Raw genomic sequence first — 25825 nt, 5'->3', positions numbered from 1 at the left:
CGTTCCCACGTGCAAAACTGTGCCCTTGAAAACGGGGGCAAGAGGCCGTCGTACGTGCGTATTTGGGAGTGTTGTGCGCAAGGTTTCGTTGGTGGCCGCGGCCGCCGGTGTGGTGCTGCTGGTCGCCGGTTGCGGAAGCGAGGGCGGTACGGACAAGGGTGGTTCGTCCTCGGCGGGTTCGTCCTCGACGGGCGGCTCCGGCGGTTCCGGCGGCGAGCGGCTCACCGGTGCCGCGGTCACCAAGGAGCTCGCCGACGCGGCGACCGCGGCCGGCTTCGCGCAGGACGCCTCGGGCGAGCAGATTCCGGCCGAGGCCAAGGACTGCATGGTCAGCTGGACGGCCGACGCCGAGAAGGCGAAGGACCCGGCGAAGTCCTACGCGGACACGGTCGCGACCCTGAACAAGGGCGGCTGGAACGAGGAGCGGAAGACCGAGCAGGGCGGCTCGGTGATCAAGTCCCTGAAGAAGAGCAGCTGGCAGCTCCAGGCCAGCAACCACTCCACCGGCCCGGTGAAGCTGGTCATGTTCGTGGCCGTCGACAACAGCCCGGAGTGCGCGGCGGCCCTCGTGGCGGCCAACAAGGCCACGCCGTCGTCCTGATCCGCCGACACCACCCGCGCCCGCGGCACGTCAGCCGCCGGGGGCGCGGGTGCGTCTCGCCGGTGGTGAGAGCGATCGGCGATCTCGGCGGTGCGCCTGGTCGGTGGTGAGAGCGATCTCGGCGGCGCGTCCCCTCAGCGCCGCGCCGCCGCCTCCGGCGCCGTCAGGTCGATCAGCCGGCAGACCGTCTCGATGTCGATCTTCACCTGTGCGATCGAGGCGCGCCCCGACAGCCAGGTGATCAGCGCCGAGTGCCAGGTGTGCTCGATCACCCGGACCGCCGAGAGCTGCTCCGGGGTCGGGTGCTCCGTGCCCATCGCGTCCAGGATGATCGCCGTCGTCAGCCGCGACACCGTGTCGACCTCGGGGCTCACTCCGCGGTCCGCGAAGGTCAGCGCCCGCACCATCGCGTCGGCGAGCTGCGGCTCGCGCTGGAGCGCGCGGAAGGCCCGCATCAGCGTCTCCGCCACCCGCTCCGCCGGATCGGCGCCCGCCGGCGGCCGCTTCCGCAGGGTCGTGTGCATGTGCTGGAGCTGGTCCTGCATCGTCGCGACCAGCAGGTGGATCTTGGAGGGGAAGTAGCGGTACAGCGTCCCCAGGGCCACCCCGGCCGCCTCCGCGACCTCCCGCATCTGCACGGCGTCGAAGCCGCCCCGCGCCGCGAGCTGGGCGCTGGCGTTCAGGATGCGGCGGCGCCGTGCCTCCTGGCGCTCCGTGAGGGGCGGCGCCGCGGGTCTGTGGTCCGCTCTGATGTCTGCGGTCATGAGGTCCCGTTCCGTGCGGTGGGGAGCGACAGTATGGCGGTGCGGGCGCCGTGGCGCGAATCACCTGTTCCGGCTCTCACCACAGAGCTACCTGCCGGTAGATTCTGTCCTCCTTGAAGGATCAAGAAGATCAGGCCAGAAGATCAAGAACGATCAAGTCTGTAACTTGTTCTAGATTAGCGCGAGCGGTTACGCTCCGGCGAAACCACGCTCGAAGGGGGTCGCGCATGACCGCTGAGGCCATAGAGGCAAGCCCCCGGCAGGGCGTCACCGCAGCCGGTGACAGACCGTTGCGGATCGCTCTCCTCACGTACAAGGGGAACCCCTTCTGCGGCGGTCAGGGCGTCTACGTCCGGCACCTCTCCCGCGAACTCGCCCGCCTCGGCCACAGCGTCGAGGTCATCGGCTCCCAGCCGTACCCCGTCCTCGACGAGGGCGAGGACCTGACGGGACTCACGCTCACCGAGCTCGCCAGCCTCGACCTCTACCGCTCGCCGGACCCGTTCCGCACCCCGAAGCGCGACGAGTACCGGGACTGGATCGACGGCCTGGAAGTCGCCACCATGTGGACCGGCGGCTTCCCCGAGCCGCTCACCTTCTCCCTGCGGGCCCGGCGCCTGCTCGCCGCCCGCCGCGGCGACTTCGACGTCGTCCACGACAACCAGACCCTCGGGTACGGGCTCCTCGGCGGCCCGCGCGCGATCGGCGCCCCGCTCGTCACCACGATCCACCACCCCATCACCGTCGACCGGCAGCTCGAACTCGACGCCGCCGCCGACTGGAAGCGCCGCGCCTCCGTCCGCCGCTGGTACTCCTTCACCCGCATGCAGAAGCGCGTCGCCCGCCGACTGCCGTCCGTGCTCACCGTCTCCGGCACGTCCCGGCAGGAGATCGTCGAGCACCTCGGCGTACGCGAGGACCGCATCCGGGTCGTCCACATCGGTGCCGACACCGACCTGTGGTCGCCCGACCCGGCCGTCGCCGAGGTCCCCGGCCGGATCGTCACCACCTCCAGCGCCGACGTCCCGCTCAAGGGCCTCATCCACCTGATCGAGGCGCTCGCCAAGCTCCGCACCGAGAACCCGGACGCGCACCTCGTCGTCGTCGGCAAGCGCGCCGAGGACGGCCCGGTCGCCGCGGCCATCGAGCGGTACGGGCTGGCCGGGGCCGTCGAGTTCGTCAAGGGCATCAGCGACGCGGAGCTCGTCGACCTGGTGCGGTCCGCGCAGGTCTCCTGCGTGCCGTCGCTGTACGAGGGGTTCTCGCTGCCCGCCGCCGAGGCGATGGCCACCGGGACGGCGCTCGTCGCGACGACCGGCGGGGCGATTCCCGAGGTGGCGGGGGCGGACGGGGAGACGTGTCTGGCGGTGCCGCCGGGCGATGCGTCGGCGCTGGCCGCGGCGCTGGGGCGGGTGCTCGGGGATTCTGAGCTGCGGGCTCGGCTCGGTGCGGCGGGGCGCGAGCGGGTGCTGTCCCGGTTCACGTGGGCGCGCGCCGCGCAGGGCACCGCCGAGCTGTACCGCGAGGCGGTCGCCCGTCAGGGAGCCGGAGCCCGCAGGTGACCCCTCGCCGCCGTTGCCGGGTGCAGCCCGGTGGGTGGGTTGTGCCCGCCTGTTCCGCCCCGCGGAACGCCTGCCCGCAACCGGGCGGCGGTGTCCGCCCGCAACCGGGCGGCGGTGTCCGTCCGCAACCGGGCGGCGGTGTTCGTCCGCAATCTTCCATCCATCGCGAAAGCAGGGTCTCGTGCTGACCGTCGACTTCACTCGCTTCCCGCTCGCCCCCGGCGATCGTGTGCTCGATCTGGGCTGTGGGGCCGGGCGGCATGCCTTCGAGTGCTACCGGCGCGGCGCGCAGGTCGTGGCCCTCGACCAGAACGGCGAGGAGATCCGCGAGGTCGCCAAGTGGTTCGCCGCCATGAAGGAGGCCGGCGAGGCCCCCGCGGGCGCGACCGCCACCGCGATGGAGGGCGACGCGCTCAACCTGCCGTTCCCCGACGAGTCCTTCGACGTCGTCATCATCTCCGAGGTCATGGAGCACATCCCCGACGACAAGGGTGTGCTCGCCGAGATGGTCCGCGTCCTCAAGCCCGGCGGGCGGATCGCGATCACCGTCCCGCGGTACGGCCCCGAGAAGATCTGCTGGTCGCTCTCCGACGCGTACCACGAGGTCGAGGGCGGCCACATCCGCATCTACAAGGCCGATGAGCTCCTCGGCAAGATCCGGCAGGCCGGACTCAGGCCGTACGGCACCCACCACGCGCACGCGCTGCACTCGCCGTACTGGTGGCTGAAGTGCGCCTTCGGCGTCGACAACGACAAGGCGCTGCCGGTCCGCGCGTACCACAAGCTCCTGGTCTGGGACATCATGAAGAAGCCCGCCCTGACCCGGGTCGCCGAGCAGCTGCTCAACCCGGTCGTCGGCAAGAGCTTCGTGGCGTACGCGACCAAGCCCCACCTTCCCAAGGCCGACTCCCAGTGACCTCCCCCGAGCGGATCGCGGAGCACCTCGTCCTGCCGGGGGTGCTCACCGCCGAGCAGGCCGCCGAGACCGTCGCCGGGATACTCGCCGTACAGCGCGAGGACGGCGCCCTGCCCTGGTTCCGGGGCCACCACCTCGACCCGTGGGACCACACCGAGGCCGCCATGGCCCTGGACGCGGCCGGTGAGCACGCCGCCGCCGCCCGCGCCTACGAGTGGCTCGCCCGGCACCAGAACAGCGACGGCTCCTGGTTCGCGGCCTACCACGACGGCGAGCCCGACCGGGTCACCGACCGCAGCCGGGAGTCCAACTTCGTCGCCTACATAGCGGTCGGCGTCTGGCACCACTACCTCTCGACCGGCGACGACGCCTTCCTCGACCGGATGTGGCCCGCCGTCTACGCGGCCGTCGAGTTCGTCCTCGGGCTCCAGCAGCCCGGTGGCCAGATCGGCTGGAAGCGCGAGGCCGACGGCACGCCGGTGAACGATGCGCTCCTCACCGGGAGTTCTTCGATCCACCAGGCGCTGCGCTGCGCCCTCGCCATCGCCGAGACCCGTGAAGAGCCGCAGCCGGACTGGGAGTTGGCGGCCGGGGCACTCGGTCACGCGATCCGCCGGCACCCCGAGCGCTTCCTCGACAAGTCGCGCTACTCGATGGACTGGTACTACCCGGTCCTCGGTGGCGCGGTCACCGGATCCCAGGCGAAGGCCCGGATCGAGGCCGACTGGGACGCGTTCGTCGTGCCCGGCCTCGGTGTGCGCTGCGTGATCCCCAACCCGTGGGTGACCGGCGGCGAGAGCTGTGAACTCGCCCTCGCCCTCTGGGCGATGGGGGAGTCGGACCGGGCCCTCACCATCCTTCAGGACATCCAGCACCTGCGCGCCGAGAACGGCATGTACTGGACGGGGTACGTCTTCGAGGGCGAGACCGAGAGCGACAAGGCCGTGTGGCCCGAGGAGCAGACGGCCTGGACGGCCGGCTCCCTGCTGCTCGCGGTGGCCGCCCTCGGCGGCGAGGAGGCGACCGTGGCCGTCTTCGGCGGCGAACGCCTCCCGGCCGGACTCGACCCGGACTGCTGCTGATTCCCCGCCCGGCACGACGGCAAGGCAAAACCCGGCTCCGGTACGGCCACCAGCCTCCCACCGGGTCGTGCGGTCCCGCCCGGAGACGGCGGTGTCACAGGGGCGGCAGGGGACATCCCAGGGCTCTGACCTGCAAGGATTCCCTGAAGGAGGGATGCGTGGGCGGGGGCGGCCCCCATTCGGAGTCGCCCGTGTGGCGGCACCAGGGGCCCCGGGTGAGGCTGGCGCCACAACCCCCCAGGGAGGTCCTGTCGTGCCCAGATCCGTACCCCGGTCCGTGTCCCGCGGTGTCGTGGCCCTGATCCTGTCCTGCGCCCTGCTCCTGACGACCGCCGCCTGCGGCAGCGACGACGACGCGAGCGCGAGCGGTGCCGGGACCCCGACGGCCTCGGGCACCTTCGAGCAGCAGAAGCTCGCCAAGACGCGGTTCGTGGCCAACGCGGGCCTGGCGGCGGGAGCCACGTACCAGTGGATCGTGAAGCCGTACCGCGCGGGCAAGTTCAAGAAGGGCGCGGACGGCAGGACCCTGGCCCTGGTGAAGGCGGGACTCGCCGGCGCGTTCACGTACAACCGGCTCAAGGCGGCGACGAACAACGCCAAGGGCGACCCGCTGCTGTCGAAGGCGGTCGCGCCGCTCACGGCCGGGATCGAGTCGCTGAAGGAGCTCGGGACGAAGCTCCGCAAGGGCGAGGTGGGCGACGCGGACGTCGGCGCCTTCGAGAACGTCATCAACAGCGTCAAGGACGCGGGCCAGAGCGCCGGCGCCGAGGTCGTCGAGAAGGTCCCCAGCGCCTCGCAGCTCAGCGGCGGCTGACGCCGGGGCACTCCCTACGCGTTGAGCTCCGCGAGCAGGCGGAGGGTGGCGGGGTCCGGTGACGTGACGAGGAGGTCCGTCACCGGACCCCGCCGCCAGGTGTCCAGCCGTTCGGCGATGCGCTTACGGGGGCCGACCAGGGAGATCTCGTCCGCGAAGGCGTCCGGGACCGCGAGGACCGCCTCCTCGCGCCGCCCGGCCGCGAACAATTCCTGGACGCGCCTCGCCTCCTTCTCGTACCCCATCCGCCCCATCAGGTCGGCGTGGAAGTTGCGTGCCGCGTGCCCCATGCCGCCGATGTAGAAGCCGAGCATCGCCTTGACCGGCAGCAGCCCGGCCGGCACGTCGTCGCACAGCTGGGCGCGGACCATGGGGGCGACCAGGAAGCCCTCAGGAAGCCGCTCGGGCAGGGCGTACACCTCGGACCAGCGCTCGGGGGACCAGTACAGCGGCAGCCAGCCGTCGGCGATCGTGAGCGTCTGCGCGATGTTCTTCGGCCCCTCGGCGCCCAGGAGGATCGGGAGGTCGGCCCGGAGCGGGTGGGTGATCGGCTTGAGGGGTTTGCCGAGGCCGGTGCCGTCGGAGCCGGTGTACGGGTGGGAGTGGTGGCGTCCGTCGAGCCGGACCGGGGCCTCGCGGCGCAGCACCTGGCGGACCACGTCCACGTACTCGCGGGTCGCGGTCAGCGGGGAGCGGGGGAAGGGGCGCCCGTACCAGCCCTCGACGACCTGCGGCCCGGACAGGCCGAGGCCGAGCATGACCCGTCCGCCGGAGAGGTGGTCGAGCGTGAGCGCGTGCATCGCGGTGGTCGTGGGCGCGCGGGCGGCCATCTGCGCGACGGCGGTGCCCAGCTTGATCCGGCTGGTGTGGGCGGCGATCCAGGTGAGCGCGGTGAAGGCGTCGGAGCCCCAGGCCTCCGCCGTCCACACCGAGTCGTAGCCGATCCGTTCGGCCTCGCGGGCGAGGTCGAGGCGGTCGGGGGAGGGGCCGCGGCCCCAGTAGCCGAGGGCGAGTCCGAGTCGCATGCCCCGCATCCTTTCTGACGATCCGTCAGTTCAAATGGATGCGGGGACTGTACGCCAACGGCCCCCCGCCCGGAAGGGATTCGCTTCCGGGCGGGGGGCCGTCGGTCGTGCCGCTGGGGCTGGATCAGCCGCGCTGGATGCCCGTGGTGTCCTGCAGGACACCACGACGGCCGTCCTGCGTCTGGGCCACCAGCGTGGAGCCGCGCTGCTCGACCGCCAGGTACCAGGTGCCCGGAGCCAGTTCGGCGATCGGCGCCTGCGAGCCGTCCTCCGCGTACAGCGGACGGGCGACCGGAACCGCGAACCAGAACGGCTCGAAGCCTCCGGCCGGCTGCGCCTGCGGGGCCTGGGCCTGCGGCTCGGGCTGCTGCGGGGCCTGCGGCTGCGGGGCGGCGGCCTGCGCGCCGAACGGCTGGCCGGCACCCTGCGACGGGTCCTGCGGACCGCCGTACGGCGGGTGCTGCGCGCCCGGGTAGCCGTAGCCGCCGGGGACGCCCTGCGGGCCGGGCTGGCCCGGCTGCATGCCGTACGGCTGCGGGGTCGGCGGCTTGGGCGCGCCGACGAGCGGGGCCTTCAGGGCCGGGACCATCGGTCCGGCGACGGCCGCACCGGCGAGCACCAGGGCGGCGATCACACCGAGGATCAGGCCCGCGCCGGCGTTGCTCGACTCGAAGACCCACATGAGCAGGGTCCACGCGGAGGCGATGGTGAACGAGGCACCGACCTGGCCGAGCTCCAGGCCGGCCACCTTGCGCTGCTCCGGCAGGCTGCGGGAGAAGACGACGAGCGCGGCACCGGCGATGCCCAGGAAGAAGGAGCCCCAGCCGAGGTACGAGACCTCCCAGGAGTTCGGGTTCTCGATCTGGTCGCAGATCGCCTCAGGTCCGTCACAGCCGGAAATGCCGAGGAACGAGGCGATGAACAGCACCACCGCTGCACCGATCAGCACGCCATCGCCTCGGGTGAGGGAGCGGATATTCACGTAAGAAGTCCTTCGTCGGGTCGTCGCGTCGGGGTGGCGCTCAGGTCATGGCACGGGGGATGGCACGGAGCTGCCCCATCGTACGGAGCGAATCTATCGCCCGCGGGTTCTACCCCTTGAGGTAGGTGGCGATGCCGTCCGCGATCCCCTGGGCGGCCTTCTGCCGCCACGTCGCCGACGTGAGCAGTTCTGCGTCCTTCGGATCACGCATATTGCCGCATTCGACGAAGACCTTGGGCACGGTTGAGAGATTGAGCCCGCCGAGATCGTCGCGCACGTCCAACCCCGTACCGGAACCGAGGTAGTTGGAGGGGGACGTTCCGGTGGCGCGGGCGAACCGGTCGGCGATCCGCTCGCCGAGCTCGCGCGAGGGGCCGACGATCTTCGTGGTGTCGGCGGATCCCTCGCGTACGTGTGCGGGCAGGATCACATGGAAGCCGCGGTTGCCGACGGCGGAGCCGTCCGCGTGGACGGAGACGACGGCGTCGGCGCGGGCCGCGTTGCCGATCCTCGCCCGCTCGTCGATGCAGGGGCCCCAGGGGCGGTCGGCGTCGTGCGTGAGGACCACCTCGGCGCCGCGCGCCGTGAGGAGGTCCCGCAGCCGGTGGGTGACGTCGAGGGTGAAGGAGGCCTCGGTGTATCCCGCGTTCGTGGAGGTGCCGGTGGTGTCGCACTCCTTGCGGTTTGTGCCGATGTTCACCTTCTGGTTGATTTCCTGGGAATGGCGGAAGTTCCCGGGGTTGTGACCGGGGTCGAGGACGACGGTCCGCCCGGCGAGGGAGGCGGGCGTCGCCCGGGGGCTCGCGGTCCCCGACGGCCCGGAGGGGGTGGGGGTGGCGGCGGGCGGTGCGGCCTTCCGGCTCTCCGTGGACTTCCCTTCCGACGGCGAGGCCTGCGAGGCCCCGCAGCCGGCGAGTGCGGCGCAGCAGCCCGTGGCCGCGAGGGCGAGTGCGAGGCCGCGGGTACGGGTGCGGGTGCGGCGGGTGGTGTTCCGGTGGTCGTACGGCACCCGGCGACTCTAGGCCCTGTACGGGACGAAATCCCGCAGCGGGTACGTCGCAGCTTGGTCACCGCTTCGCGGAACGGTGGACGCGTGTGAGCAGACCGTGAAGGGTAGGTGCAAGAGGCGACGGTGGGGTGTCACCGCGCATGGACCCACGAGGGGGAACCGTGGTGGGGGAAGAACCGAACGACGCACGTCCCGAGCCGTCCGACCGGCCTGCGCGGGACGAGGCTTCAGACAGACCGAACCAGCCGAACGAGCCGAACCAGCTTCAGTCGGACCAGCCGGGTCAGCCGGGTCGGCCCGGCCGGTCGAGTCAGCCCGGTCAGGCGGGCCCGCTCGACTCGTCGACCCAGATACTGCGGTCCGCGGCCCCGGACCGGCCCGCCCCGGACTCCGGCACGCCGGCCACGCCCGCGCCCGCGGCTCCCGCGCCCGTGGCCCCCGCGCCCTGGGAGGCGCGGCCCTCGGCGGGCTTCGGACCGCCGGCCGACCCGCCCCCGAGCGCGGCGGCCCGACCCGGCCCCGAGGCCACCGGCCCCGCTCCCGGCGCGGTACCCGGACCCGCCACCGCCGCCGGTCCCGCCACCGCGCCCGGCTGGGCCGGTGCCGGCACGCCTCCGCCGCCGCCCGGCGCCCCGCCGGGTTACGGACCGCCGCCCGGCTACGGCCCGCCCGGGTACGGTCCGCCGCCCGGCGACGGCGGGCAGCCGCCCGCGCAGCCGCCCGGCGAGGCGAACGGCGCCCAGGCGGCCATGATCGGCCTGCTCAACCTCTCCTGCCTGGGCCTCGGTTACGTCCTCCTGCGCAACTGGGTCGGCGCCGCGCTCTGCTGGATCGCCACCGCCGTCCTGCTCTTCCTCGCCCTCCCCGCCGACGTCGACGGCGTGCCCGTCGGGCTCCTCGCCGGCTACGGCGTCTTCCTCCTCGCCGTCGCCGCCGACGGCGCCCGCCGCGGTCTGCGCGCGACCCTCCGCATCGGCACGTCCTTCCGCCGCCTGGCACTGCCGCTGGCCCTCGTGCTGCTCGCCGTGCCCGCGGGCGGCTCGCTCGCGTACGGGGCGGCCCGCGACGAGGCGAAGGAGCAGGCCCTGCTCGACCGCCTCACCGCCGCCGACGAGCTCGTGAAGTCGGCCGACGGCCTCGCCTTCGACAGGGCCGAGCCGACCTTCCGCAAGGCGCTCGGCGAGTACGAGAAGCTCGGCAAGGAGCACGCGGGATCACGGGCGGGGAAGCTCGTGCCCGCGCGCCTCGACACCTACTTCGCGACGATCTCCAAGCCGTACGCCGACAAGGTGTACTGCGACGCGGTCCCGCGCCTCACCTACCTGCGGGGGCTCCCGGCCACCGTCGACAAGGACCTGCTGGGCACCCGGCCGGCCAAGACCGACGAACCGCTGGCCCACTCCCTCTACGAGTGCGGGGCGGCCGGGATCGGCAACGCGACCTACGAGCCGGATCCCAGGGAGAGCTTCAACGAGCTCCTCAAGACCTTCCCGAAGTCGTCGTACGCGCCCAAGGTCGCACCGGCCTTCGAGGCGTCGATCAAGACCCGGACGGACGCCCTCGCCGGGGGCGGCGCCCCCTGCGACACCACCAAGGAGCTGCACGTCATCGGCGCATCCCTCGACGGCATGACGGACCCGTCGCTGGAGGGCGCCTCCGACCAGGCCGACGCGGCGGTCCAGAAGGGCGACTTCGCCTGCGGGACCGACCAGTTCAAGGACAAGGACTTCAAGGCCGCGCTCGACACGATGACGGCGTACGCGAAGGACTACCCGAGCAGCCCGCAGGCCGCGCAGGCCCGCGCCGTCGCCATCGCCGCCGAGATCGCCGAGGAGGAGCCCGCGGCGGGCGGGAAGCTGCCCTCGGGCGACGTGCCCGGTGGTGCGCGGATGGTGATGGTGGTGAGCAACGACGGCCCGGGCGAGGTCGAGCTGCTCTACACCGGTCCGATGACCGGCAAGGTCACCCTGAAGGCGTGCGGGACCTGCACCAAGTACCCCGGCCCGCTCTTCTCGCAGGGCAAGAAGATCAAGGCCTGCACCGGGCCGTCCTCGAAGTACCCGAAGGCGACCCTGCTGCTGCCCGCCGGTGACTACCACTTCCTCCAGAAGCGGGTCTCCACGGGCACGGCCACGGCCGGTGACACCAAGTCGAGCAAGGCGAAGATCGAACCGGGCTACAGCTACACCAACTGCCTGTACGTGACCTCGGGGTTCTGACCGTTCCGACCCCGGGTTCCGCCCCCACGGCGCGCATCGCCCCGGCGGCCGTCCCCTTCCGAGGGGGCGGCCGTCGACGTGTCGGACCCGTGGCTCAGCCCCGGCGGCGCAGGACCCGCAGCGAGTCCGTGACCGAGATCTCCTCGAAGTCCCCGGACTCCAGCGCGCGGAGGTAGATCCGGTACGGCGCCTGGCCGCCGTCCTCCGGGTTCGGGAAGACGTCGTGGATGACGAGCAGGCCCCCGGGGGCGAGCTTCGGGGCCCAGCCCTCGTAGTCGTTGCCGGCGTGCTCGTCGGTGTGCCCGCCGTCGACGAACACGAACCCGAGCTGTCCGCCCCACACCTTCGCGACCTGCGGCGACCGCCCGACCACGGCGATCACGTGCTCTTCGAGTCCCGCCTTGCGCAGCGTCCGCCGGAACGTCGGCAGGGTGTCCATGAGCCCCACCTCCGGGTCGACCACGGTCTCGTCGTGGTACTCCCACCCCGGCTGCTGCTCCTCGCTGCCCCGGTGGTGGTCCACGGTCACCGCGACCGTCCCCGCCTGCCGCGCCACGTCGGCCAGCAGGATCGTGGAGCGCCCGCAGTACGTGCCGACCTCCAGGAGCGGCAGCCCGAGCTTCGCGGCCTCGGTGGCCGCCGCGTACAGGGCCAGCCCCTCACCGACGGGCATGAAGCCCTTGGCGGCCTCGAAGGCGGCGAGGATCTCGGGCGCGGGCTCGGACATGGTGGCTCCTACTGGCGGGTACGCGAGTGACGGCGCCCATGGTGCCCTACGCGTCGCACTCGAACCACACCGTCTTCCCGCCGGCCCGCTCGTCGACCCCCCACCGGTCCGTCACGGCCTCCACCAGGACGAGCCCCCGCCCGCCCGCGTCCAGCGGATCGGCCGCCTTCGCGTGGACGGCCCCGGGCACGTCATCGGCGACCTCGACCCGGAGCCCGTACGGCTCGCGCAGGATCAGCACCGCGCAATGTCGGCCGGGCACGTGCCGGACGACGTTGGCGACGAGCTCGGTCAGCGCGAGGGCCGCGGAGTCGGCCAGCCGGTCGAGCTCCCAACGCGTGAGGAACATGCGGAGGATGCGGCGCATGTGACCGGCGGAGTGCTCACCGACGGTGAACCGCATGCGGTAGCTCGTCGCAAGTACCGCAGGGTAGAGGTCTGTTGCCTGATTCATGCCACCAGACTGGGCGCCCTTCGTTACGCTCGGCTACGGACTGAACACAACGCCTCGCCGCGTGAACTTGGGGGTGACCTCGCCGTGGTCAACATCCGCAGCCTGGATCCGAGTGCCTCGCCACTGGACTACTACGGATACGAACTCCGCCGCCTGAGGGAGGAGGCGGGGCTCAGTCAGTCGCAGCTCGGCAAGATCTTGTACTGCACGGGCTCGCTCGTGGGCCAGATCGAGACCGCGAAGAAGGTTCCGACGAGACGGTTCTCGGAACAACTCGACGCGGCGTTGATGACGGGCGGACTGTTCTCGCGGCTGGTGGGCCTGGTGCTGAAGAGCCAGCTGCCGACGTGGTTTCAGCCTTACGCGGAGATGGAAGCAAGGGCGACGTACATCTCCTCGTTCCAGCCTCAACTGGTCGTTGGGCTTCTCCAGACGGAGGCGTACGCCCGCGCCGTTCTCGGCGTCCGGACGGACGGGGATCTCGATGGCAGGGTTGCTGCCCGAATGGAGCGCCAGCGGATCTTGTGCGGGGAGGCTCCCCCTCTGATGTGGGTTGTCCTGACAGAGGCAGTGCTCCGCCAGGAGATCGGCGGTAAGGCGGTGATGAGGGCCCAGCTCGCCCACCTGCTACGCATGCAGGAGCATGAGTGGGTGAAGATCCAGGTCCTGCCGTTCGAGGCCGGCGCGCATGCCGGGTTCATGGGCGAGTTCAACCTCCTGCGCTTCGAGGGTGACCCCGACGTCGTCTACACGGAGGACTTCGTGCAGGGTCATATGACCGCCAATCCGGCCGCGTTCAGAGAAGGCTCGCTCCGTTACGATCACCTGCAGGCCGCTGCACTCTCGGTCGAGGGTTCGGCCGCACTGATCGCCCGCGTCATGGAGGAACAGTATGGGGACCGACCAGAACCTGACGGGCGCACGTTGGCGTAAGTCCTCGTACAGCGGGGACACCGGCGGCAACTGCATCGAGTGCGCCCCCCTCGGCGCCGCCGCCTGGCAGAAGTCCTCGTACAGCGGCGACACCGGCGGTCAGTGCATCGAGGTCGCCGACCTCGCCGCCCACATCGCCGTCCGTGACTCCAAGAACCCCGAAGGCCCCGCCTTCCTCGCCACCCCCGCCGCCTTCACGGCCTTCGTGAGCGCCGCCGCCGAAGGGCGTATCGGCGGCCGCTGACCATGGCGACCCTCATAGGGATCGTGATCCTCGCCGTCGTCCTGCCGGCCTGGGCGGGGATCACGTACGTCGGGCTCGTCCGGGCCCGGCGGGGCGACGCACTGCCCCCGCCCCGCCCGCCCCGGCTCCGCCGCTCGCCCGCCAGGAAGGCCGCCTGGGTCGCCGGGCTCGCCTACCTCGCGGGTGGCGCGGTGCATGTGTACGGCCTGTCGTACATGCCGTTCCTCTTCCCGGAGGACGCGTGCTGGTTCGGCGTGGGGATCAAGGCCTACCCGGACTCCAGCGGCGCGCTGCCCGTGAGCCTGGTGTGCCACGGCATCGAGGTCATCCCCTGGTGGGTCAATCCCGGCCTCCTCGCTTTCGCGCTCGTCGCCGTCACCGCGACCGTCACGAGCGTCGTGCTCGCCCTGCGGCAGCGCCCCGACCGGCATCGGACCGAGGAACGAAAGGCGAGGAGCGCGTGAAGGACATGGAGTTCGACCTGCCGCCCAAGGCCGCACCGGAGGTCATCGCCGGGTGGAACCACCTGGCCGACCGGGTCTGCCGCGAGTTGGCCCGGGCCGGACTTCCCGCGTACAGGGGCGACCTCGACGGCGGCCCGCAGGGCGGGCCCGGCGCGGAGGTCCATGTGGACCCGCTCGCCGACGGCGGGGTGTACGTGGACTGGAGGCCGGAGGGGGAGTTGACGACCGCCGTCGTCGCAATCTTCGCGAGGGGGATCGACTACACGGATCCGCCTCCGATCGTGCGGCACCACCGGGACGTCCACCAGTTCATGCGGGAGGCACTGCTGGGAATCCTCGCCTCGGCCGGATTCCAGGCCGAGAAGGGGGATCCGCACCTCGGCATCGCGGTCCACGTGAAGGGTCTTCGGCCGTGACCGCTTCGGGCGGCCTCGTCGCGGCGCTGCGGCAGGCCGCGGAGCAGCGTGGCTGTGACATCGGGCTGCCGCCCTGGGCCACCGAGGCCGTCGGCATCGAGACGACGAGGGGCTACCTGTCGGTCGACACCACGACCGGGGAGGGCTTGTTCCGGCTCCGCGTCCACATCCCTGATTTCGGCTGGGACATCGGCACCACGGGCGACCTCGGAACGCTCGTGGAGGCGATCGCCGCATGGCGTGAGGGGCAGCCCGCCGACGTGCTGACGGCGAGGTTCGACTTCCTGCGCCTCGACGAGTTCACCAGGGCGCTCGACGCCGGAGAGCCCACCTCCTCGCAGTGGGCGGGTCTCCTGTCGTCCGAGTACTACAGGGGGCAGCGGGACCTCCTGCGCCGCCTCCACGCGGACGAGGTGCTGCGGAACACGTTCCCGACGATGACGCACCGCGCCGTCCGCCTGCGGGTGGACCCGATGTACTGGATGAGCCGTCAGGTCCTGGTGCACGAGCCGGAGGAGGGGCGGTACGAGGTCAGGCGCGTCGGAGCGTCCGCCCCGGACTGGGCCCAGGTGTCGGGTGACGACCTGATCGCCGCTCTGCGGGCCGCGCTGTACGACGGCGGCCACTAGGGCCTGTCCGGCGGACCGCGCGCGTCAGCGCCTCAGGAGCCCGAGGCCGACCCCGCGTCCGCTCCGTCAAGGACCGCCCGCAGCTTCCGTACGACCGCCTTCCACTGCTCGCCGTCCGACTCCTCCCAGAGTTCGAGGAGTTCGGAGGGCTCGGTGAGGATCCGGTCCAGGGCCGTCACGGCCTGCGGGCGCAGGTCGGCCGGGAGGGGCGGCAGGGGGTCCTTCGGGGCGTACGAGGTGGTGACCGGGTCGCCGCCGGGGCACTGCGCGGCGAGCAGGGCCGCCGAGGCGATCGCCTCGTCCGCCAGGTCCGCGTCCAGGTACTCGTCGCCGGTCTCGATCACCTCGCGGAAGGCCGTGCGCAGCACCTCGGCCTTCTTCTCCGCCGGGGCCTCGTCCACCCGGTACGAGAAGTCGGCGGCGGTGTCGTTGTCGAAGGGGCCGATGTCCCAGGTGCCCATGGCGTACTCGCTCTCCGTGCTCGGTCGTTCCGCTGTACCGACAGAGTGGCAGGCACCACTGACAACGCCCCTCCGGTGTCGGGGTCGGTAGCTCCCGCCGCCCCGGCCCGCTACCAGACCCAGAAGCCGCCCAGCACCGACGTGCGGCCGGAGTCGTCGGTGCCGACCATGTGGGCCGACTCGGGGCCCCCGCTCGAACCGTCGTCCAGCGGGACGACGAAGCGGTGCCGCCCGAAGTGCAGGGCGATGCTCCGGTCGGGATCCAGCGCGGAGCCGTCGACGGTCTCGCCGATGTAGCGGCGCATGAGGTCGAGCGACCCCCGCTCGGGGAAGCGCCACTCACTTCCGTCGTAGACCCCCACGGGGTCGGCCAGGCACCGGAGCACCAGGCCGTCGAAGTGCAGCTCGACGTAGTCGCGCACGAAGGACACGGCGCTGACCTCGTGACCGATGAGCAGCCGCACCGGGTCGTCGTCAGGAACGTTCGTGATGTTCATGAGCCCATGGTGTCGGACGCTCGGCCCGGGCCCTCCACCCGGCCCCGAACGCTCGTTCGCTTGTCGGCTCGCGGAGGGAGCGGACGTGCCGGCCCCGCCCCGCGTGACGGAGGCCCCTCGATTCCCGTATCTGACCTTCCGTCAGAATGGAACGTGTTCTAGTCTGCCGCGCATGGGCATCGCCATCACGCACGAACAGCGGGAGCTCGCCCGATCCGTCCGGGGCTGGCTCCACCGCGCCGTACCGCCCGAGGAGGTCCGCAAGCACCTGGACGTCCCCGACACCGCCACCGGGCGGCCGGCCTACTGGGAAGCCGCCGCCGGGCAGGGACTCCTCGGAGTGCACCTGCCCGAGGAGTGCGGGGGAGGGGGCGGCGACCTCGGGGACCTCGTCGTGGTCGTGGAGGAGGCCGCGAGGGCGCTCCTGCCGGGGCCCTGGCTGCCCTCCGTCCTCGCCGCCGAGCTGCTCCGCCGGGCCGGGGCGGGGGAGCTCGCCGCCGCCCTCGCGAGCGGCGAGCGGATCGGCGCCGTGGCATTCGACGGGGCCGGAACGGGCTTCGGTCCCGCCGGGGCCGGACCCGGCGGTGGTCCCGACGGCAGCGGTCCGGACAGTGGCGGCCTCGGCGGCAGTGGTCCGGACAGCGGTGGCCCCGGCGGCGGTCCGGACGGCACCGGCCCCGCCACCCTCACCGCCGTCCGCACCGCCGGTGGCTATCTCCTCGACGGCGCCGCGCCCCCCGTCCTCGGTGGCGCCCAGGCCGATCTCGTCATCCTGCGCGCCGCCACCGCCGACGGCTCCGTCTGGCTCGCCGTCGACACCGACGGCCTCGCCGTCCGGCCCCACGAGAGCGCCGACCCCACCCGACCCACTGCCGAGATCACCGCCCGGAACCACCACGTCCCCGCCGCCCGCGCGCTCGCCCTCGACACCGCCCTCGTCCATGACCTCGCCGCCGTCCTCTTCGCCGCCGACGCCTGCGGCACCGCCGCCCGCGCCGTCGAGACCGCCGCCGAACACGCCCGTACCCGCGAACAGTTCGGCCGCCCCATCGGACAGTTCCAGGGCGTCAAACACCTCTGCGCCGACATGCTCGTACGGCTCGAACAGGCCCGCGCCCTCACCTGGGACGCCGCCCGCGCCGGAGACGACGACGCCCGCTCCCTCACCGCCGCGCTCGCCGCCGCCACCGCCCTCGACACCGCGTTCACCTGCGCCAAGGACTGCATCCAGATCCTCGGCGGCACCGGGTTCACCTGGGAGCACGACGCCCACCTGCTGCTCCGCCGCGCCCTCGTCGCCCGCCAGCTCCTCGGCAACGGCGACCGGTACCGGCTCGCCGCCCTCCGGCACGCCGCCGGCGGCGTCCGGCGCGGCCTCCGCCTCGACCTGCCGCCCGAGGCCGATCCGTACCGCGCGGCCGCCCGCGAGGCCGTCGCGCCCGCCGCCGGACTCGACCCCGCCGCCGCCCGCCGCGCCCTCGCCCCCACCGGCTACGCGGCCCCGCACCTCCCGGAGCCGTACGGTCTCGGCGCCGGCCCCCTCCAGCAGCTCGCCGTCCAGCGCGAACTGGACGAGGCCGGGATCACCGTCGCCGGGCTCGGCATCGCCACCTGGGTCGTGCCGTCCCTGATCGCCCACGGCACCCCCGCCCAGCGGGACGAACACCTCGGCCCGACCCTGCGCGGCGAGCGCCTCTGGTGCCAGCTCTTCTCCGAGCCCGGCGCCGGCTCCGACCTCGCCTCCCTCCGCACCCGCGCCGAGCGCACCGAGGACGGCCGCTGGCGGATCAACGGCCAGAAGGTGTGGACGAGCGCCGCCCAGTGGGCCCATCACGGCATCCTGCTGGCCCGCACCGACCCGGCCGCCCCCAAGCACAAGGGCCTCACCTACTTCCTCGTCGACATGCGGAACACCCCCGGGATCGACGTACGGCCGCTCAAGGAGATCACCGGGGAGTCCCTCTTCAACGAGGTCTGGTTCGACGACGCGATCCTCCCCGCCGACGCCGTCGTCGGCGAGGTCGACGACGGCTGGCGGGTCGCCCGCAACACCCTCGGCAACGAGCGCGTCCACATGGCCGACCAGGTCGCCTTCGACACCGGCCTCGAAGCCGTCATCGCGAGGGCGGACCGGGTCGACAGCTCCGTACGGGTACGGATCGGCGCCCTGCTCGCCGAGGCGCACGCGCTCGCGTGCATCGGCCTGCGCACCACCCTGCTCCAGGTGTCCGGACTCGAACCCGGCGCGGGCGCCAGCGTCCGCAAGCTCGTCCAGACCCTCCACCAGCAGAAGCTCGCCGAACTCACCCTCGAACTCCTCGGCGCCGAAGGCGCCGTGCGCGAGGGACCCGGCGAACGGGCCGTCCACGACCTGCTCATGTCCCGCTGCCTCACCATCGCGGGCGGCACCACACAGGTACAGCTCAATGTCGTCGCCGAGCGGCTGCTCGGCCTGCCGCGAGACTGAGGGGGAAACCGAGATGACCACCAAGGCGTACGTCGTCGGGGTCGGGATGACCAGGTTCGAGAAGCCCGAGACCCGGGACTGGCAGTACTGGGACATGGCCAAGGAGGCCGGCACCGCCGCCCTCGCCGACGCGGGCGTCCCCTACGCGCGCGTGGAGCAGGCGGCGGTCGGCTACTGCTTCCAGGCCTCCACCGCCGGACAGCGCGCCGTGTACGAACTCGGGCTCTCCGGCATCCCCGTCTACAACCTCAACAACAACTGCGCGACCGGCTCCACCGCCCTCATGACCGCCCGCCAGTTCGTCGAGGGCGGCATCGCCGACTGCGTCCTCGCGGTCGGCTTCGAGAAGATGAGCCGGGGCGCGCTCGGCGGCGGATCGGGGGCCGGCGACTTCACGACCTCGCCCGTCGCCCGTCACTACGGGATCATGGCCGCCGGCCACGGCTTCGAGGCGAGCCCGCCCACCGCGCAGATCTTCGGCAACGCCGCCCGCGAGCACATGGAGCGGTACGGGACCACCGAGGCGCAGCTCGCGGCCGTCGGCGCCAAGAACCACCGGCACTCGGCGAACAACCCCAACGCCCAGTTCCAGGACGTCTACACGGTCGACGAGATCCTCGCCGCGAAGACCGTCCACCGCCCGCTCACCAAGCTCCAGTGCTCGCCCACCTCGGACGGCGCGGCGGCCGCCGTCGTCGTCTCCGAGCGCTTCGTCGACGCGCACGGGCTGCGGGACCGGGCGGTGGAGATCGCCGGGCAGGCGATGACCACCGACACCGAGGAGTCCTTCACCTCGGGCTCCTGCATCGACGCCGTCGGCCGCCCGATGTCCCGGGCCGCCGCCCGGCAGGCGTTCGAGCGCTCCGGGCTCGGCATCGAGGACGTCGACGTGATCGAGCTGCACGACTGCTTCTCCGTCAACGAACTCCTCACGTACGAGGCGCTCGGCATGTGCGAGGAGGGCGCCTCCGGCAAGCTCGTCGAGTCCGGCGCGACGACGTACGGCGGCCGCTGGGTCGTGAACCCCTCGGGCGGCCTCATCTCCAAGGGCCACCCGCTGGGCGCGACGGGCCTGGCGCAGGCCGCCGAACTCGTCTGGCAGCTACGGGGCGAGGCGGGGCCCCGGCAGGTCGCGGGGGCGCGCGTCGGGCTCGCGCACAACATCGGCCTGGGCGGGGCGGCGGTGGTGACGCTGCTGCGCAGGTCGTAGGACCTAATCCCCATGTACGGGGCGGATGCGGTCTGCGACCATCACAGTCATGCCGCAGACCGACTCCGCACGGACGACCCCCGCCACCCCTTCCCTCCCCGCGCCCCGCGCCTGGGCGGTCGTCCTGACCGCCTGCGCGGGCCAGTTCCTCGTCGTCCTCGACGTCTCCGTCGTGAACGTGGCGCTGCCGTCGATGCGGACCGATCTCGGACTCTCGGCGCTCGGTCTGCAATGGGTCCTCAACGCCTACGCCATCGCCTTCGCCGGCTTCATGCTGCTCGGCGGACGCGCCTCCGACCTCTACGGGCGGAAGGCGATGTTCCTCCTCGGGCTCGGTCTCTTCACCGCCGCCTCGGTCGCGGGCGGCCTCGCCCAGGAGGGCTGGCAACTCGTCGCCGCCCGCGCCGTGCAGGGCCTCGGCGCGGCCGTCCTCTCGCCCGCCACCCTGACCCTGATCACCGCCGCCGTCCCCGCCGGAGCCGCCCGCACCAGGGCCATCGGCACCTGGACGGCGGTCGGCGCGGCCGGCGGCGCGGCGGGCGGCTTCGTCGGCGGCCTCCTCGTCGACCTGCTGTCCTGGCGCTGGGTCCTGCTCATCAACGTCCCCGTCGGCGTCCTCGTCCTCGCCGGCGCGCTGCTCTGGCTCCGCGAGTCCCGCACCGGCGCGGGCCGCCGCCTCGACCTGCCCGGCGCGGTCCTCGTCACCGCCGGGCTCGCCACCCTCGCGTACGGCATCGTCCAGACCGAGGAGGCGGGCTGGACGGCCCCGGCGACCCTGCTCACGCTCCTCGGCGGTCTGGCGCTCCTCGGCGTCTTCGTGGCGGTGGAGGCCCGCACGGCGGAGCCGCTGATGCGGCTGAGCATCTTCCGTACGCGCGCGGTGTCTGCGGCCAACGTGGCGATCCTGCTGTGTGGTTCGAGCTCCTTCGGCATGTGGTTCTTCATGACCACCTACGCGCAGAGCGTCCTCGCGTACACCCCGCTCCAGGCCGGTCTCGCCCTGGTCCCCAGCTCCCTCAGCGTCGTCCTCGGCTCCAAGCTGGCCCCGCGTCTGATGCCGGCCGTCGGCGCCCGGAATCTGGCCGTCGTCGGCGCCCTCGTCGGGGCGGCGGGCTTCGCCTGGCAGTCGACGCTCACGGCCGACGGCACGTTCCTCGGGACGATCCTGGGCCCCGGCATCCTGATGATGGCCGGCCTCGGTCTGGCCACCACCCCGCTGGCCTCCCTCGCCACCTCCAGCGCCGCCCCGTCCGACGCGGGCCTCGTCTCGGGCCTGGTCAACACCTCCCGCACCATGGGCGGCGCGCTGGGCCTCGCCGTCCTCTCGACGATCGCCGCGGCGGCCACCCCCGCCGTCACCTCGGGAGCACCGGACCCGTCGTCCCTGGTCCCGGGGTACGCGATGGCCTTCCGGGTGGCGACGGGCGTGCTGGTCGGGGCGGCGGTGCTGATGCTCCTGTGGCTCCCCAAGCCGGCGAAGACGGTGGCCGGCCGCGGGTGACAATGCCCGGGTGATATCGATCAAGAACAAGCTCAGAACCGCCGCGACCGCGCTGGCCGTCGGCGCGTCCCTCATCGTCGCGCCGTCGGCCTCGGCGGAACCGGTCCTGGCCGTGACCACCGGCGCCGTGTTCAACGACCCGAACAGCACCGACGCCTCCGCCAGGGGGCGGATCCTCTCCCACCTGGCGGGGCTCGTCGACGGCGCGGAGGCGGGGTCGTCCATCAGGATCTCCCTGTACCTCTTCCACTCCGTGTACCTGGCCAACAAGCTGGGCGACGCCCACAAGAGGGGCGTCACCGTCCAGGTCGTCGTCGACGCCGACAGCAAGTCCACCGGGCTCGAAACCCTGAAGACGCGGCTGGCGGACCCGGCGGGCAGCCCCGGCTCCTGGGTGCGGACCTGCAAGCCGGAGGAGGCCTGCCTGGCGCTGGACCCGGGCACCACGGCGGCGGACCCGAACGGCACGTACGACAACGTCAACCACAACAAGTTCTTCCTGTTCTCCCGCACCAAGGGCAAGGGAGACATCGCGGTCGACGACGTGGTCGTGCAGGGTTCCGGGAACCTCACGAGCCAGGACACCGACGACTGGTGGAACGACGCGCTGACGGTCGTCGGCAACACGGAACTGTTCGCCGCGTACTCCCGGTACCACGACGACCAGGCGGCGGCCGCCGTCGGGCAGACGCCTCAGGTCGCGGACTACGCGCACGACACCCAGGCGGGCAAGGCGAAGGTCTACTTCTTCCCGCGGTCGAGCACCGACACGGTCGTCGACATCCTCGGGACGGTCGCGCCGGTGGGCACCCCGGACTCCTGCACGGGGAACTCCCCGGGCGTCGGCACCGCGGACGGCCGTACGAGGATCCGCATCGCCCAGGGCCACATCACCCGCACCGAGGTGGCCAGGAAGCTGTGGGAACTCGCCCAGGCCGGGTGCGACATCGAGATCGTCTACCGCTCGCTCGACAACTGGACGGCCGACGACAAGCCCATGGGCCAGGTGGCCAACTGGCTGACCAGGCCCGTGACGGGCAAGGGCCGCATCACCCTGCACCAGCTCGACAACGACAAGCGCGGCGGCTCCGACTCCCACACCAAGTACCTGCTGGTCGAGGGCACGTACTACGGCGGCGTGAACAAGAAGATCGTCTTCACCGGCAGTCACACCTACACGACGACGGCGCTCAAGTACAACGACGAGACGCTGCTCAAGTACGAGGACGCCACGGTCTTCGACGCGTACGTGAAGAACTTCGAGGCCCAGCGGGCGGCGGCGATCGCGGGCCTGTAGACGCCGGGGGTCGAAGGCCTGTGGACGTCGGCGATCGAGGGCCGGCAGGCGCCGGCGATCGAGGGGCTGCGGACCCCGGGGGCTACAGCCACCCCTGCTGCCGGGCCGCCCTGACCGCCTCCATGCGGTTGCGGGTGCCCGTCTTGCCGATCGCCGACGACAGGTAGTTGCGGACCGTCGACTCCGACAGGTGGAGGGCCGCAGCGATGTCCGCGATCGTCGCGCCGTCCACCGCGGCCGCCAGGGCGTCCCGTTCGCGGGCCGTCAGCGGGTTGGGGCCCGCGCCGAGCGCCGCGGCCGCGAGGGCCGGGTCGATCACCGTCTCCCCCCGCAGGACCTGACGGATCGACGCGGCCAGCTCCTCCACCGGGCCGTCCTTCACCAGGAAGCCGGCCGCACCCGCCTCCATCGCACGGCGGAGATACCCCGGGCGGCCGAAGGTCGTGAGGATCAGGACCCGGCAGTCCGGGGCCTCCGTGCGCAGGTCCGCCGCCGCGTCCAGACCCGAGCGGCCCGGCAGTTCGATGTCGAGCAGCGCCACGTCGGGCCGCGTGAGCAGCGCCGCGTCCACGATCTCGTCACCCCGCCCGACCTGCGCGACGACCTCCATGTCGTGCTCCATCCCCAGCAGCAGGGCCAGCGCCCCGCGCATCATCCCCTGGTCCTCCGCCAGCAGCAGACGGATCATGTCGTCGGCTCCCCCTCGCACTCGTGCGGGCCGGGGGTCTCCGCGGGGAGCTCCGCGGTGACCCGGAACCCGCCCCGCGGAGCCGGTCCCGAGTCAAGAGTGCCGCCTGCCGCCGCGACCCGCTCGCGCAGGCCCCGCAGACCGCTGCCGGGGGTGCCGTCGGCGCCCGGTGTGCGGGCGACCGGTCCCCGGCCGTCGTCGGTGACGGTGAGGCGGACCCGGTCGGCCCTGCCGTCCAGGGTGAACACACAGCGGGACGCGCCGCTGTGCCGTACCGCGTTCGTCGTGGACTCCCGCACCACCCAGCTGAGCAGGGCCTCCGTCTGCGGCTCCAGGAGCGGGCCCGAGCGGTGTACGACCGGTTCGATGCCGGCCGAGGACAGCGCGTCGCGCGCCCGGTCCAGCTCGGTGGCGAGACTTCCCTCGCGGTAGCCGGTGACGGCCTCCCTGATCTCGGTGAGCGCCTGCCGGCCCACCGCCTCGATGTCCGCCACCTGGGCGAGGGCCGCGTCGAGGTCGCGGGGCGCGAGCCGGCGTACGACCTCCGACTTCACCACGATCACCGAGAGCGTGTGGCCGAGCAGGTCGTGCAGGTCGCGGGAGAACCGCAGCCGCTCCTTCTCGACGGCCGCCCTGGCCAGTTCCTCCCGGGTCGCCCGCAGCTGCCGGACCGATTCGTCGAGCGCGAGGATCGCCGCCGTCACCATCACGGACATGAACGTGCCGTACACGACGCCGATGGAGTCCCAGCCGTCCCGCCAGAACGTCACCACCCCCACCGCCACGACCAGCGGGGGGCTGACCCACCGCAGCAGCCTCCCGTGCCGCACCACCGCCCCGACCGCGAGGCCCAGGAGCGGGAAGAGGAGCAGCCACTCCCTCCCGTAACCGATGGCGAGCGCGAAGGTCAGTACCCCGAGCGTGGCGAGGAGCCCCCAGGTCAGCGGCGTCTCCCGGCTGGGCGGGTGGCAGGCGCGGAAGACGATCGCGATGTAGAGGGTGTTGAAGGCGAGCAGCCCGAGGCCGCCGATCCACGGGTTCGGGGCCTGGCCGCCGAGCAGGTGGGAGAGCGCGCCCAGGCCCATCAGCAGCCAGGGGAGGAGGCTGAGCCCGTTCGGGCCGCGCTCCCATTGCTGCTGGTCGCGCAGCGCCTTGAAGCCTCGCCGGAGGTTCCCCACCGTCGCCCCCCTCACACCGTCGCCCCTCACACCGTCCCCTTCACACCGTCCTCGCCGAACGACGGTACGAGACCGTCGCGTACGTGCCGAAGAGCGCCGCCCACCCGAGCAGTACGGCCAGGGTCGCCGCCCCCGGCGCCGTCCCCTCCGTCGCCGCCACGCCCAGCTCGGCGAACCGGTTCGTCGGGGTGAACTCCGAGACCGTGCGGAGCCAGTCGGGGAAGAGCACGACAGGGAACCACAGCCCGCCGACCACCGTGAGCCCCAGATTGCAGGCGACGTTCACGACCCCGGTCGTCTGCGCCGTGAGCCGATAGCCGTTGCCGAGGCCGAGCAGGGTGAACGGGAGCGAGCCCAGCCAGAGCGCGACGGCGACGGCGGCCCACTGCCAGCCCGCCATGCGTACGCCGTTGGCGAGCGCGCCCGCCAGGAGGACCGCGGCGATGGCGGGGACGACGACCACCGCGCCGGTCAGGGCGCGGGCGGTCACCACCTGGAGGGGCGTCATGGGCGTGACGCGCAGCTGGCGCAACCAGCCCGTGGTCTTGTCCTCGGCGACGCCGTTGCCGACGGACAGCGCGGCACCGAGGGCCCCGTACGCCGCCATCCCGACCATGGCTGCCTTCTTGCGCGCGCCGTCGTCCCCGTCGCCGAGGTTGGTGAAGAGGAGGTACATCAACACGGGGACGCCGACGGTGGAGATGACGAACCCGGTCTCGCGCAGGGCGCGGCGGACTTCGAGGCGTACGTACGCGGTGATCATCGTGCGGTCTCCAGTCGTTCGCAGGCCCGGTGGGACAGGGTGAGGAAGGCGTCGTTCAGGGAGGCCCGGGTGACCTCCAGGGAGCGGATCGCGTCCCGCGCGGCGAGGGCGCGGACCGTGGCGTCGGAGTCCTCGGTACGCAGCCGGGCGCGGTCCTTCCGGACCTCGACGGAGGTGACCCCGGGCAGCGTCATGAGCCACTCCGTCGGGCTGCCCGCCAGGTCGAAGGAGACGAGGCTGCCGCCGGCGGCCCGCTTGAGCTCCTCACCGGTTCCGTCGGCGACGATCCGACCGGAGTCGAGGACGACGATCCGGTCGGCGTACGCGTCGGCCTCCTCCAGGTAGTGGGTGGAGAACAGGACGGTGTTCCCCCGCCGTGCGTAGCCGCGCATGGCCTCCCAGAACTCCTGGCGGGCCTCGACGTCGAGGGCCGTGGTCGGCTCGTCCAGGACGACCAGCTCGGGGTTGCCGACGAGCGCGATCGCGAAGCGGACCCGCTGGGCCTGGCCCCCGGAGAGCCGGGCCACCCGGCGCTCGGCGAACTCGCCGAGTCCGGCGAGGGCGAGGGCTTCCGCGACCGGCATCGGCGCCGGGTAGGTCCGGGCGACGAAGGACACGACCTCGCGGACGGTCACCCGGGGGGTCGCGCTGCCCTCCTGGAGCATCGCGCCGACCCGTCCGGCCGCGACGGCGCGGGCCGGCGCCCCGCCGAAGAGTTCGACGTGGCCGCTGTCGGGCTCGTCGAGGCCGAGGAGCAGGCTCACGGCGCTCGACTTCCCGGCGCCGTTGCGGCCGAGCAGGGCCACCGTCTCGCCGCGCCGGACGGTGAGGTCGAGCCCGTCGACGGCGCGGACGGCGCCGAAGGTCTTGGTCGCGCCGCGAAAGGCGACCGCCGGTCGATCCGTGTCCCGTGTCATGAGGA

At 72.6% G+C, this 25825-nt stretch carries 27 protein-coding genes; 15 read left to right on the top strand and 12 right to left on the bottom strand.

The window, feature by feature from the left end:
• Window positions 1-91 precede the first annotated feature (91 nt).
• Window positions 92-601 carry a hypothetical protein gene (locus ACIP8Z_RS13480; RefSeq protein WP_402082575.1) on the top strand — a complete coding sequence of 170 codons (510 nt, stop codon included), beginning with the start codon at window positions 92-94 and terminating at the stop codon, window positions 599-601.
• Window positions 602-735: 134 nt separating this feature from the next.
• On the opposite strand, the gene ACIP8Z_RS13475 is transcribed toward ACIP8Z_RS13480, so the two are convergent.
• The gene (locus ACIP8Z_RS13475) at window positions 736-1365 is read right to left on the bottom strand and encodes a TetR family transcriptional regulator (protein WP_037639037.1); all 630 of its coding nucleotides are present in this window, start codon (window positions 1363-1365) and stop codon (window positions 736-738) included.
• A gap of 227 nt (window positions 1366-1592) precedes the next feature.
• Here ACIP8Z_RS13475 and ACIP8Z_RS13470 point away from each other — a divergent pair, with 227 nt between their 5' ends.
• From ACIP8Z_RS13470 to ACIP8Z_RS13455, 4 genes are all read left to right on the top strand, one after another.
• Window positions 1593-2927, top strand: coding sequence for a glycosyltransferase family 4 protein (locus ACIP8Z_RS13470; protein ID WP_402082572.1), 1335 nt, complete (start codon window positions 1593-1595; stop codon window positions 2925-2927).
• Between the two features lie 181 nt (window positions 2928-3108).
• Entirely contained in the window at window positions 3109-3843 is a 735-nt protein-coding gene (locus ACIP8Z_RS13465) for a class I SAM-dependent methyltransferase (protein ID WP_402082570.1), read from the top strand.
• A complete protein-coding gene (locus ACIP8Z_RS13460; protein ID WP_402082568.1) occupies window positions 3840-4925 on the top strand; it encodes a prenyltransferase in 1086 nt (361 codons plus the stop codon). The genes ACIP8Z_RS13465 and ACIP8Z_RS13460 overlap by 4 nt, the downstream gene beginning before the upstream one ends.
• A gap of 253 nt (window positions 4926-5178) precedes the next feature.
• A complete protein-coding gene (locus ACIP8Z_RS13455) occupies window positions 5179-5739 on the top strand; it encodes a hypothetical protein (protein ID WP_402082567.1) in 561 nt (186 codons plus the stop codon).
• Between the two features lie 14 nt (window positions 5740-5753).
• On the opposite strand, the gene ACIP8Z_RS13450 is transcribed toward ACIP8Z_RS13455, so the two are convergent.
• The 3 genes from ACIP8Z_RS13450 to ACIP8Z_RS13440 form a co-directional block, all read right to left on the bottom strand.
• Window positions 5754-6764 carry an LLM class F420-dependent oxidoreductase gene (locus ACIP8Z_RS13450; RefSeq protein WP_402082564.1) on the bottom strand — a complete coding sequence of 337 codons (1011 nt, stop codon included), beginning with the start codon at window positions 6762-6764 and terminating at the stop codon, window positions 5754-5756.
• 124 nt (window positions 6765-6888) lie between these two features.
• Window positions 6889-7746 (bottom strand): hypothetical protein, encoded by an 858-nt coding sequence (locus ACIP8Z_RS13445; RefSeq protein WP_402082562.1) that lies wholly within the window; start codon window positions 7744-7746, stop codon window positions 6889-6891.
• Between the two features lie 109 nt (window positions 7747-7855).
• Window positions 7856-8755: an N-acetylmuramoyl-L-alanine amidase gene (locus ACIP8Z_RS13440; protein WP_402082560.1), complete on the bottom strand. Its 900-nt coding sequence runs from the start codon at window positions 8753-8755 to the stop codon at window positions 7856-7858.
• Window positions 8756-9186: 431 nt separating this feature from the next.
• On the opposite strand from ACIP8Z_RS13440, the gene ACIP8Z_RS13435 reads away from it, so the two are divergent.
• Complete coding sequence (locus tag ACIP8Z_RS13435) at window positions 9187-10974, top strand: hypothetical protein (protein ID WP_402082557.1); 1788 nt, start codon at window positions 9187-9189, stop codon at window positions 10972-10974.
• Window positions 10975-11068: 94 nt separating this feature from the next.
• On the opposite strand, the gene ACIP8Z_RS13430 is transcribed toward ACIP8Z_RS13435, so the two are convergent.
• The gene (locus tag ACIP8Z_RS13430) at window positions 11069-11701 is read right to left on the bottom strand and encodes a class I SAM-dependent methyltransferase (RefSeq protein ID WP_402082555.1); all 633 of its coding nucleotides are present in this window, start codon (window positions 11699-11701) and stop codon (window positions 11069-11071) included.
• A 46-nt stretch (window positions 11702-11747) separates the two neighbouring features.
• The gene (locus tag ACIP8Z_RS13425; RefSeq protein WP_319309049.1) at window positions 11748-12155 is read right to left on the bottom strand and encodes an ATP-binding protein; all 408 of its coding nucleotides are present in this window, start codon (window positions 12153-12155) and stop codon (window positions 11748-11750) included.
• An 84-nt stretch (window positions 12156-12239) separates the two neighbouring features.
• Here ACIP8Z_RS13425 and ACIP8Z_RS13420 point away from each other — a divergent pair, with 84 nt between their 5' ends.
• The 5 genes from ACIP8Z_RS13420 to ACIP8Z_RS13400 are packed head-to-tail and all read left to right on the top strand — an operon-like array spanning window position 12240 to window position 14841.
• On the top strand, window positions 12240-13088 hold the full coding sequence (locus tag ACIP8Z_RS13420; RefSeq protein ID WP_402082552.1) for a Scr1 family TA system antitoxin-like transcriptional regulator: 849 nt from the start codon (window positions 12240-12242) through the stop codon (window positions 13086-13088).
• On the top strand, window positions 13048-13332 hold the full coding sequence (locus ACIP8Z_RS13415; RefSeq protein ID WP_402082549.1) for a DUF397 domain-containing protein: 285 nt from the start codon (window positions 13048-13050) through the stop codon (window positions 13330-13332). The genes ACIP8Z_RS13420 and ACIP8Z_RS13415 overlap by 41 nt, the downstream gene beginning before the upstream one ends.
• Window positions 13333-13334: 2 nt before the next feature.
• On the top strand, window positions 13335-13796 hold the full coding sequence (locus tag ACIP8Z_RS13410) for a hypothetical protein (protein WP_402082547.1): 462 nt from the start codon (window positions 13335-13337) through the stop codon (window positions 13794-13796).
• A 5-nt stretch (window positions 13797-13801) separates the two neighbouring features.
• On the top strand, window positions 13802-14212 hold the full coding sequence (locus ACIP8Z_RS13405; protein WP_402083807.1) for a hypothetical protein: 411 nt from the start codon (window positions 13802-13804) through the stop codon (window positions 14210-14212).
• Entirely contained in the window at window positions 14209-14841 is a 633-nt protein-coding gene (locus ACIP8Z_RS13400) for a hypothetical protein (protein ID WP_402082543.1), read from the top strand. Before ACIP8Z_RS13405 ends, ACIP8Z_RS13400 begins: the two co-directional genes overlap by 4 nt.
• A 32-nt stretch (window positions 14842-14873) precedes the next feature.
• Here ACIP8Z_RS13400 and ACIP8Z_RS13395 read toward each other — a convergent pair whose 3' ends face one another.
• Together ACIP8Z_RS13395 and ACIP8Z_RS13390 are read right to left on the bottom strand one after the other, a co-directional pair.
• Window positions 14874-15302 carry a DUF4259 domain-containing protein gene (locus tag ACIP8Z_RS13395; RefSeq protein WP_402082541.1) on the bottom strand — a complete coding sequence of 143 codons (429 nt, stop codon included), beginning with the start codon at window positions 15300-15302 and terminating at the stop codon, window positions 14874-14876.
• A gap of 110 nt (window positions 15303-15412) precedes the next feature.
• Window positions 15413-15799, bottom strand: coding sequence for a hypothetical protein (locus ACIP8Z_RS13390; protein ID WP_402082538.1), 387 nt, complete (start codon window positions 15797-15799; stop codon window positions 15413-15415).
• A gap of 172 nt (window positions 15800-15971) precedes the next feature.
• Here ACIP8Z_RS13390 and ACIP8Z_RS13385 point away from each other — a divergent pair, with 172 nt between their 5' ends.
• Genes ACIP8Z_RS13385 through ACIP8Z_RS13370 form a run of 4 tightly spaced genes read left to right on the top strand, consistent with a single transcriptional unit; the run spans window position 15972 to window position 22274 of the window.
• Window positions 15972-18266, top strand: a complete 2295-nt coding sequence (locus ACIP8Z_RS13385) for an acyl-CoA dehydrogenase family protein (protein ID WP_402082535.1) — start codon at window positions 15972-15974, stop codon at window positions 18264-18266.
• 13 nt (window positions 18267-18279) lie between these two features.
• Window positions 18280-19476: a lipid-transfer protein gene (locus ACIP8Z_RS13380; protein ID WP_402082533.1), complete on the top strand. Its 1197-nt coding sequence runs from the start codon at window positions 18280-18282 to the stop codon at window positions 19474-19476.
• 49 nt (window positions 19477-19525) lie between these two features.
• Window positions 19526-20977 carry an MFS transporter gene (locus tag ACIP8Z_RS13375; RefSeq protein WP_402082531.1) on the top strand — a complete coding sequence of 484 codons (1452 nt, stop codon included), beginning with the start codon at window positions 19526-19528 and terminating at the stop codon, window positions 20975-20977.
• Between the two features lie 10 nt (window positions 20978-20987).
• A complete protein-coding gene (locus ACIP8Z_RS13370; RefSeq protein WP_402082529.1) occupies window positions 20988-22274 on the top strand; it encodes a phosphatidylserine/phosphatidylglycerophosphate/cardiolipin synthase family protein in 1287 nt (428 codons plus the stop codon).
• Window positions 22275-22356: 82 nt separating this feature from the next.
• Here the strand turns inward: ACIP8Z_RS13370 and ACIP8Z_RS13365 are convergent, their stop codons facing one another.
• Genes ACIP8Z_RS13365 through ACIP8Z_RS13350 form a run of 4 tightly spaced genes read right to left on the bottom strand, consistent with a single transcriptional unit; the run spans window position 22357 to window position 25820 of the window.
• Entirely contained in the window at window positions 22357-22962 is a 606-nt protein-coding gene (locus ACIP8Z_RS13365; RefSeq protein ID WP_402082527.1) for a response regulator, read from the bottom strand.
• Window positions 22959-24140, bottom strand: coding sequence for a sensor histidine kinase (locus tag ACIP8Z_RS13360; protein ID WP_402082525.1), 1182 nt, complete (start codon window positions 24138-24140; stop codon window positions 22959-22961). Before ACIP8Z_RS13360 ends, ACIP8Z_RS13365 begins: the two co-directional genes overlap by 4 nt.
• A gap of 40 nt (window positions 24141-24180) precedes the next feature.
• Window positions 24181-24903 (bottom strand): ABC transporter permease, encoded by a 723-nt coding sequence (locus tag ACIP8Z_RS13355; RefSeq protein ID WP_402082522.1) that lies wholly within the window; start codon window positions 24901-24903, stop codon window positions 24181-24183.
• The gene (locus ACIP8Z_RS13350) at window positions 24900-25820 is read right to left on the bottom strand and encodes an ATP-binding cassette domain-containing protein (RefSeq protein WP_402082519.1); all 921 of its coding nucleotides are present in this window, start codon (window positions 25818-25820) and stop codon (window positions 24900-24902) included. Before ACIP8Z_RS13350 ends, ACIP8Z_RS13355 begins: the two co-directional genes overlap by 4 nt.
• Window positions 25821-25825: the final 5 nt, after the last annotated feature.

It is taken from the genome of Streptomyces sp. NPDC088553, assembly GCF_044752965.1.
Lineage (GTDB): Bacteria > Actinomycetota > Actinomycetes > Streptomycetales > Streptomycetaceae > Streptomyces.
The sequence above is the reverse complement of the archived record's forward strand: the minus strand, read 5'-3'. Positions and strand labels throughout refer to the sequence as shown.

Coding starts and splice junctions, on each gene's coding strand:
- ACIP8Z_RS13365 (WP_402082527.1), bottom strand. CDS start 22,962: ATGATCCGTCTGCTGCTGGCGGAGGACCAGGGGATGATGCGCGGGGCG.
- ACIP8Z_RS13430 (WP_402082555.1), bottom strand. CDS start 11,701: ATGTCCGAGCCCGCGCCCGAGATCCTCGCCGCCTTCGAGGCCGCCAAG.
- ACIP8Z_RS13355 (WP_402082522.1), bottom strand. CDS start 24,903: ATGATCACCGCGTACGTACGCCTCGAAGTCCGCCGCGCCCTGCGCGAG.
- ACIP8Z_RS13405 (WP_402083807.1), top strand. CDS start 13,802: ATGGAGTTCGACCTGCCGCCCAAGGCCGCACCGGAGGTCATCGCCGGG.
- ACIP8Z_RS13415 (WP_402082549.1), top strand. CDS start 13,048: ATGGGGACCGACCAGAACCTGACGGGCGCACGTTGGCGTAAGTCCTCG.
- ACIP8Z_RS13380 (WP_402082533.1), top strand. CDS start 18,280: ATGACCACCAAGGCGTACGTCGTCGGGGTCGGGATGACCAGGTTCGAG.
- ACIP8Z_RS13395 (WP_402082541.1), bottom strand. CDS start 15,302: ATGGGCACCTGGGACATCGGCCCCTTCGACAACGACACCGCCGCCGAC.
- ACIP8Z_RS13350 (WP_402082519.1), bottom strand. CDS start 25,820: ATGACACGGGACACGGATCGACCGGCGGTCGCCTTTCGCGGCGCGACC.
- ACIP8Z_RS13385 (WP_402082535.1), top strand. CDS start 15,972: ATGGGCATCGCCATCACGCACGAACAGCGGGAGCTCGCCCGATCCGTC.
- ACIP8Z_RS13475 (WP_037639037.1), bottom strand. CDS start 1,365: ATGACCGCAGACATCAGAGCGGACCACAGACCCGCGGCGCCGCCCCTC.
- ACIP8Z_RS13470 (WP_402082572.1), top strand. CDS start 1,593: ATGACCGCTGAGGCCATAGAGGCAAGCCCCCGGCAGGGCGTCACCGCA.
- ACIP8Z_RS13375 (WP_402082531.1), top strand. CDS start 19,526: ATGCCGCAGACCGACTCCGCACGGACGACCCCCGCCACCCCTTCCCTC.
- ACIP8Z_RS13410 (WP_402082547.1), top strand. CDS start 13,335: ATGGCGACCCTCATAGGGATCGTGATCCTCGCCGTCGTCCTGCCGGCC.
- ACIP8Z_RS13425 (WP_319309049.1), bottom strand. CDS start 12,155: ATGAATCAGGCAACAGACCTCTACCCTGCGGTACTTGCGACGAGCTAC.
- ACIP8Z_RS13450 (WP_402082564.1), bottom strand. CDS start 6,764: ATGCGACTCGGACTCGCCCTCGGCTACTGGGGCCGCGGCCCCTCCCCC.
- ACIP8Z_RS13390 (WP_402082538.1), bottom strand. CDS start 15,799: ATGAACATCACGAACGTTCCTGACGACGACCCGGTGCGGCTGCTCATC.